Genomic DNA, 4,605 nt, shown 5'->3' with positions numbered 1-4,605 from the left:
GCCACTGCAAGTCAATGCACACCTGATCGCACGACAGCTGTGCGATCAGTGTGTAAATCGTTGCAGTTGTTACTATAACGGTTTCGTCGTCACGCACCGTTTTCGATCCGTTCTTCGGCACTCGTTCGCAGGTAGTTCGGTCGCGAGATTTATCACACGGAGGAACTATTTATGATCCGTGGCTGTAACCGACGATGGAAACGGAGGGCAACCCTATGCGTAACGAGCGGCGCGTGCTCGTCGTCGACGACGAGTCACAGCTCGCGGATCTCTTTGCAACCTGGCTCAGTTCCGAGTGGACGACCGAAACCGCCTACGACGGATCGGCCGCGCTCGAGAAGCTGGACGACTCGATCGACGTCGTTTTGCTGGATCGGCGAATGCCGGGCCAGTCCGGCGACGAGGTGCTCGAACGGATCCGCGAGGACGGGTACGACTGTCGCGTCATCATGGTCACGGCGGTCGATCCGGACTTCGATATCATCGAGATGGGGTTCGACGACTACCTCGTCAAACCCGTTTCGAAGGACGAACTCCTCGAGCTAGTCGAGTCTGTCGCCAACCGGTCGGCCTACCAGTCGGCGGTCCGGGACTACTACGCGCTCGTCTCGAAGAAGGCCCTGCTGGAATCGGAGAAAGAGGAATGCGAACTCGCGGACAACGCGGAGTACCAGGAACTCTGTGTCCGGATCGACGAGCTCGAAGAGCGACTCGACGAGACCGTCACGGAGTTTTCGACCCACGACGACTTCGTCGGGGCGTTCGAGGATCTCTGAGCTGATCGTCGACCCGTTTCGAGGTCGGCGTCGATGCCGTGTCCGGAATCTCCGCTCCGAGCGGTGCTCGAGGGAGTGCCGATCTGGTCAGGGCGCCTGCCCGTAGATCAGGTTCCGCTGGACCTCGTTGGCACCCTCGTAGATCACCGGGATCCGCGCGTCCCGGTAGACCCGGGCGATCCGTCGCTCGTCCAGAATCGACCGCCCGCCGTGGAACTGCATCCCCTGTTCGGAGACGTCGACGGCCGCCTCGGTCGCCGTCGTCTTCGCCAGCGCCGCCCAGTAGCCGGCGTGGTCGTTGTTCGCGACCTTTTTACAGGCTCGCCAGGTGACCGAGCGCGCGCTCTCGAAGTCGATCAGCATGTCGGCGAGCCCGTGTTGGACCGCCTGGAACTCGTTTATCGTCCGCCCGAACTCCTCGCGGTCGTGGCTGAACTCCCAGGCTTCCTCGATGGCAGCGGCAGCGATGCCGAGACCGTGACCGGAGACGATCACGCGACCGTGGTTGAAGAAGTCGGCGAGCATCATGAAGCCGGCACCCTCGTGGCCGATCAGATTCTCCTCGGGAATCCGGCAGTCGTCGAAGGTAATGTGGGCCTGTTTGGACGCGCGCATCGCCATCTTCTCGGGGATGTGTTCGGCCTCGTACCCCTCGGCGTCGGTCGGGACGATGAACATCGAGTGGTTGCCGTACCGGTTGTCTTCGTCGTCGCCCGTGCGGGCGTAGAGGGTGATCCAGTCCGCTTCGACGCCGTTGCCGATCCAGTACTTCTCGCCGTTGATGACGTACTCGTCGCCGTCCTTCTCCGCGCGGGTCTGCATTCCCGCCAGGTCGCTCCCCGTCTCGGGCTCGGAGACGGCGAGCCCGGAGATCTGATCGCCCGCTGCGACCGGTCGGATGTACTCCTCGCACTGCTCGTCGGAGCCGTACTCGTAGGTGATCTCGCAGCCGAAACTCGCCAGCTGGAGCGTCAGCGCGATTCCCGCGTCGGCCCGGTAGAACTCCTCGGTGAGCGCGAGCAGCTGCGGCAGGTCGAGTCCGCGTCCGCCCCACTCCTCCGGGATGTCCTGTGCGACCAGATTCGCCTCCTGGCCGGCCTCGAGGACGTCGTGGGGGTACTCGCCAGCCTGGAAGTACTCCTGGGCGTTGGGCTCGATGTGCTCGCGGGCGAACTCGCGGGCCTCGTCCTTGATGTCGTGTGCGTGCTCCGGAACGATACTGGAATCGAGAAGGTTCACACTCCCTTCCTCGTCGGGAACTCCCAAATAATCGACGCCCAACGGTGCAAGTCCGCGTCGGGCTGGACTCGAGCGGTCTACCGACGCGAGGGAACGATCTCGTCCGTCGCGACGCTCGCCCGTCGTCGTAACCGCCGGATGTCCCAGGCGACGTCGGTGACGACGTGGACGTAGAGCACGGCGCCAGTGACGAGCGCGAGCGACCCGCTCTCGAGCGCGAGAGCCGGCACGACAATCCCGGCGAGCAGCAGGTGGCTCAACAGCCGGGAGAGGGCGCCGACGTCGCCCCGCTCGAAGATTCCGTCCTGATCGGTGAACGCGGCGATCGGGTCGGCGAGACAGAATCGAAGGGCGTCCCACGTTCCGGTCTCGAGTCGAGCGATAACGAAGTGGTCGAGGTCGATAGCGACGCCGACGATCGTCCCGTAGACGACGAGCGCGGCCGCGGGAACGAGTTCGATCGAGCCGACCGCGGTGACGACGACGCTGGCAACGACAAACGAGACGACTGCGTGGTGGATCGAATAAATAGCGACTCACCCGTCATCGCACACGCCATCGAGATACTAAACGTCTCTCCGCTCAGCCGGCAAAGCCCGACAGCAGCCACTCGCCGTTCTCACCTTCCTCGTCGGCGATCCCGGGCGCGCTGACGAGAACGAACGCGCTCTCGGCGTCACCGTTTCGGATCTGGCGGGTCGACTCCGGCGGGATCCACAGCGCGTCGCCGGTCTCCATCTCTACCGGGTCGTCGTCGACGACGACCGTCGCCCGCCCCTCGATGAGGACGTACACCTCCTCGTGTTCGTTGTCGGCGTGATCGTGCGGCTGGCTCTTCCAGCCCGGATCGCAGCGCGCGACCGTGACTCCGACCTGTTCGGTCTCGAGGGGGTCGCTGAGAAAGTGCATCGCGCTCGAGACCTGATCGACGTCCTCGTAGTTGACCTTCCGGTAAGACATGGGTGATGGTACGACGGGAACCCAGTAAAGGTACGCGTTCCTCGCACGTCTCGCGGATTCGAGGGCGTTACTGCCCGTGGCCGTCCTGCGAGATCGGATCGAAGCTGTCCACGGGGGTCACCGAGTAGTCGACGGTCAGGGCGTCCTTGGTCGCCCGGATCTTCCCGACGAACGTCGAGATGTCCTCGAGCCGTCCCTCCAGGACGAACAGCTCCATGCAGTAGTGGTCCCCGACGTGGCTGTGGAAGTTCGAGGCGACGAGATCCTCGTGTTCGTGTCTCAGCTGCATCATCCGCTCCTCGACGGTCGTCGTCTCGTAATCGAAGAGGACGGTGACGATCCCCATCAGTTCTCGATCCTCGAGGCGAGTATCCTCGAACTCCCCCAGAAGGTTTCGAGACGCTTCCCTGACGACCTCGCTCCGACCGGTGTACCCGTGTTCGTCGGCGAACTCGTCGAGTCGCTCGAGGAGTTCGTCCGGCATCGAGACGCTGACGACTGCCATATAATAACTCGACGGCGTTTAACTATTAAGGCTTACTATCGTTCCGCTCTCGATCCCCAGTTCGGACGCCGATCGTCCGCAGCGGCCGAAGCGGTAACACAACGTTTTGGCCACTCGGGACGAGGATCCGGTATGTTCCTGCCGCACCAGAGCTGGCCGGACCTCGCGGACTACGTCGCCGACGAATCGCTCGCGGTCGTTCCGCTCGGCTCGACCGAACAACACGGCCCGCACCTCCCCGAGGGGACCGACTACCTGATCGCGGACGCGCTCGCGCACGCGGCGACCGACCGCACGGACCACCTCTGTACGCCGGTAATACCGATCGGCGTGAGCCCCCACCACAGGCAGTTTCACGGAACGATGTGGGTCGACCCGCCGGTCTTCCGGGACTACGTCGAGAACCTCTCCCGAAACCTCACCTACCACGGAATCGATCGGATCGTCTACGTCAACGCCCACGGCGGAAACGTCGCCCACCTGCGCGAGGTCGGCCGCCGGCTCCACCGCGACGGAACGGCCTACGCCATCGAGTGGATGTGGGACGAGTCGATCCCCGAGCTGATTCGGGACGTCTTCGAGACGCCGGGCCCTCACGGCGGCCCGAAGGAAACGGCGATGATCATGCACATCGCCCGGGAACTGGTTCGCGAGGATCGCCTCGAGGACGCTCGTGACGGCGGCGCGACGTTCGATTACGACGCCGAACGCGTCCATGGCGCGACGACGTTCTACGATTCGATCGAGAACAGCCCCAACGGCGTCTTCGGGGATCAGACCGACGCGACGCCCGAGATCGGTGCGACGCTGTTCGAGGCGGCGACCGACCAGCTCGTCGCCTTGCTCGAGTGGCTCGACGAGAAGCCCTTCGACGACCTCGTCCCGAAGCCCCACGTCGAATCGAGACCAAACCGCGATCGGTAGCCGCCCCGCTTCGGGGGTGTACGTGCTGATTTATTTTTGGTGTTACCGCTCGAGAACCAGTCCCGTCGTCGGCTCCGAACCACAGGACGGCGACGTGTTTGTGAGTGCCTCCCGGCGAGGCTTGCGTTCGAAGGCCTTATGTAGTGGTCGGGCACTTCGATATAGTACGAAGAAGATGAGGAGTTCACCCCTGCGGTCCGC

The 4,605-nt window shown here is 63.7% G+C and carries 6 protein-coding genes; 2 read left to right on the top strand and 4 right to left on the bottom strand.

Going from position 1 to position 4,605, the window contains the following annotated elements:
* The first annotated feature begins 215 nt into the window (after window positions 1–215).
* Window positions 216–776, top strand: a complete 561-nt coding sequence (locus tag ACNA7R_RS19370) for a HalX domain-containing protein (RefSeq protein WP_416285153.1) — start codon at window positions 216–218, stop codon at window positions 774–776.
* 87 nt (window positions 777–863) lie between these two features.
* Here the strand turns inward: ACNA7R_RS19370 and ACNA7R_RS19365 are convergent, their stop codons facing one another.
* From ACNA7R_RS19365 to nikR, 4 genes are all read right to left on the bottom strand, one after another.
* A complete protein-coding gene (locus ACNA7R_RS19365; protein WP_416285152.1) occupies window positions 864–2,015 on the bottom strand; it encodes an acyl-CoA dehydrogenase family protein in 1,152 nt (383 codons plus the stop codon).
* A 77-nt stretch (window positions 2,016–2,092) separates the two neighbouring features.
* Window positions 2,093–2,476, bottom strand: a complete 384-nt coding sequence (locus ACNA7R_RS19360) for a hypothetical protein (protein WP_416285154.1) — start codon at window positions 2,474–2,476, stop codon at window positions 2,093–2,095.
* 121 nt (window positions 2,477–2,597) lie between these two features.
* Entirely contained in the window at window positions 2,598–2,975 is a 378-nt protein-coding gene (locus ACNA7R_RS19355; protein WP_416285151.1) for a cupin domain-containing protein, read from the bottom strand.
* Window positions 2,976–3,042: 67 nt separating this feature from the next.
* Window positions 3,043–3,480 carry a nickel-responsive transcriptional regulator NikR gene (gene nikR / locus ACNA7R_RS19350; RefSeq protein WP_416285150.1) on the bottom strand — a complete coding sequence of 146 codons (438 nt, stop codon included), beginning with the start codon at window positions 3,478–3,480 and terminating at the stop codon, window positions 3,043–3,045.
* 132 nt (window positions 3,481–3,612) lie between these two features.
* Here nikR and ACNA7R_RS19345 point away from each other — a divergent pair, with 132 nt between their 5' ends.
* Window positions 3,613–4,404 carry a creatininase family protein gene (locus tag ACNA7R_RS19345; RefSeq protein ID WP_416285149.1) on the top strand — a complete coding sequence of 264 codons (792 nt, stop codon included), beginning with the start codon at window positions 3,613–3,615 and terminating at the stop codon, window positions 4,402–4,404.
* Window positions 4,405–4,605: the final 201 nt, after the last annotated feature.

It is taken from the genome of Natronococcus sp., assembly GCF_047921035.1.
Lineage (GTDB): Archaea > Halobacteriota > Halobacteria > Halobacteriales > Natrialbaceae > Natronococcus.
The sequence above is the reverse complement of the archived record's forward strand: the minus strand, read 5'-3'. Positions and strand labels throughout refer to the sequence as shown.